Origin of the sequence: Planosporangium flavigriseum (assembly GCF_011947225.1) — a bacterium.
Classification (GTDB): Bacteria; Actinomycetota; Actinomycetes; order Mycobacteriales; family Micromonosporaceae; genus Planosporangium; species Planosporangium flavigriseum.
The window spans coordinates 1-1140 of record NZ_JAATVW010000060.1; the positions used below are offsets into that span (position 1 = coordinate 1).

The window sequence follows — 1140 nt, forward strand, 5'->3', positions numbered from 1 at the left end:
AAGAGTGCCGAGCGGCATACCGCCGAGGCGCATGAGTCAGGAGGAATCTGACTGTGGTTGCACCGTACGGAGTTGTGGCGATCTCGCCGCGCATCGTCACCATGAAGAAGCGTGAGGACGCGGTCGAGAGCGCCAAGCGCATCTGCAAGTTCATGGAGATGGCGGTTCGGACCGCCGCCACCGAGGGCGCGCCGGTCAAGCTGGTCGTGCTGCCGGAGATGGCCATCCAGGGCATGCCGGAGAACTTCACGGCCGGTAACCGGGAGGCGCACGCGGCGTTCGCCACGACGGTGCCGGGTCCGGAGACCGACGTGCTGGCGGCCAAGGCCCGGGAGCTGGACACCTACATCGCGGCTGAGCTGCTGTTCGTGACCGACGAGGACTTCCCGGGTCACCTGTTCAACATGGCGTTCATCATCAGCCCCGAGGGTGAGGTCATCTACAAGCGGGCGAAGTCCACCAGCGACGCCTACGAGGGTGGTGCGCTGGGCACGACCAACCCGCACGACATCTACGACGAGTGGGTGGCCAAGAAGGGCAACGGCAACGTCCTGGACGCCATCTTCCCGGTGGCCAAGACCGAGATCGGCAACATCGGGTACATCATCTGCCACGAGGGCGCGTACCCGGAGACCTCGCGGGGTCTGGCGATGAACGGCGCGGAGATCATCATCCGGGCCACCCTGATCGACCCGCAGGTCGCCCAGGGCATGTGGGAGCTGCAGAACCGGGCTCACGCGATGTTCAACCAGACCTATGTGATCTCGCCGAACCTGGGTCCGCAGATGGACGACGACGGGCACATGTTCGACCTGTTCGGTGGCCGGTCGATGATCGTGGACAGCAAGGGTCGGGTGGTGGCTCGCCAGGAGGGTCTGATCCCGGGCGACTCGTTCGTCAGCTACGTCATCGACATCGAGGCGCTGCGCCGGGCGCGGGCGGCCAACGGCGTGATGAACTGGTTCAAGGACCTGCGTACCGAGCAGTACGCGGCGATCTACGAGCAGCCGATCTACGAGAAGAACCAGTACGTCGACGAGCTGCCGCAGGAGGGCTGGCTCGCCCGCGAGGACGTCCGCCGGGCCGACAACATCAAGAAGCTCATCGAGCGGGGCCTCCTCACGCCCCCGCAGATCTGAC

Annotated in this window: 1 protein-coding gene; it reads left to right on the forward strand. The window is 65.5% G+C overall.

The window, feature by feature from the left end:
* The first annotated feature begins 53 nt into the window (after window positions 1–53).
* Window positions 54–1139 (forward strand): nitrilase-related carbon-nitrogen hydrolase, encoded by a 1086-nt coding sequence (locus tag HC028_RS26800; protein WP_168080223.1) that lies wholly within the window; start codon window positions 54–56, stop codon window positions 1137–1139.
* Window position 1140 lies beyond the last annotated feature (1 nt).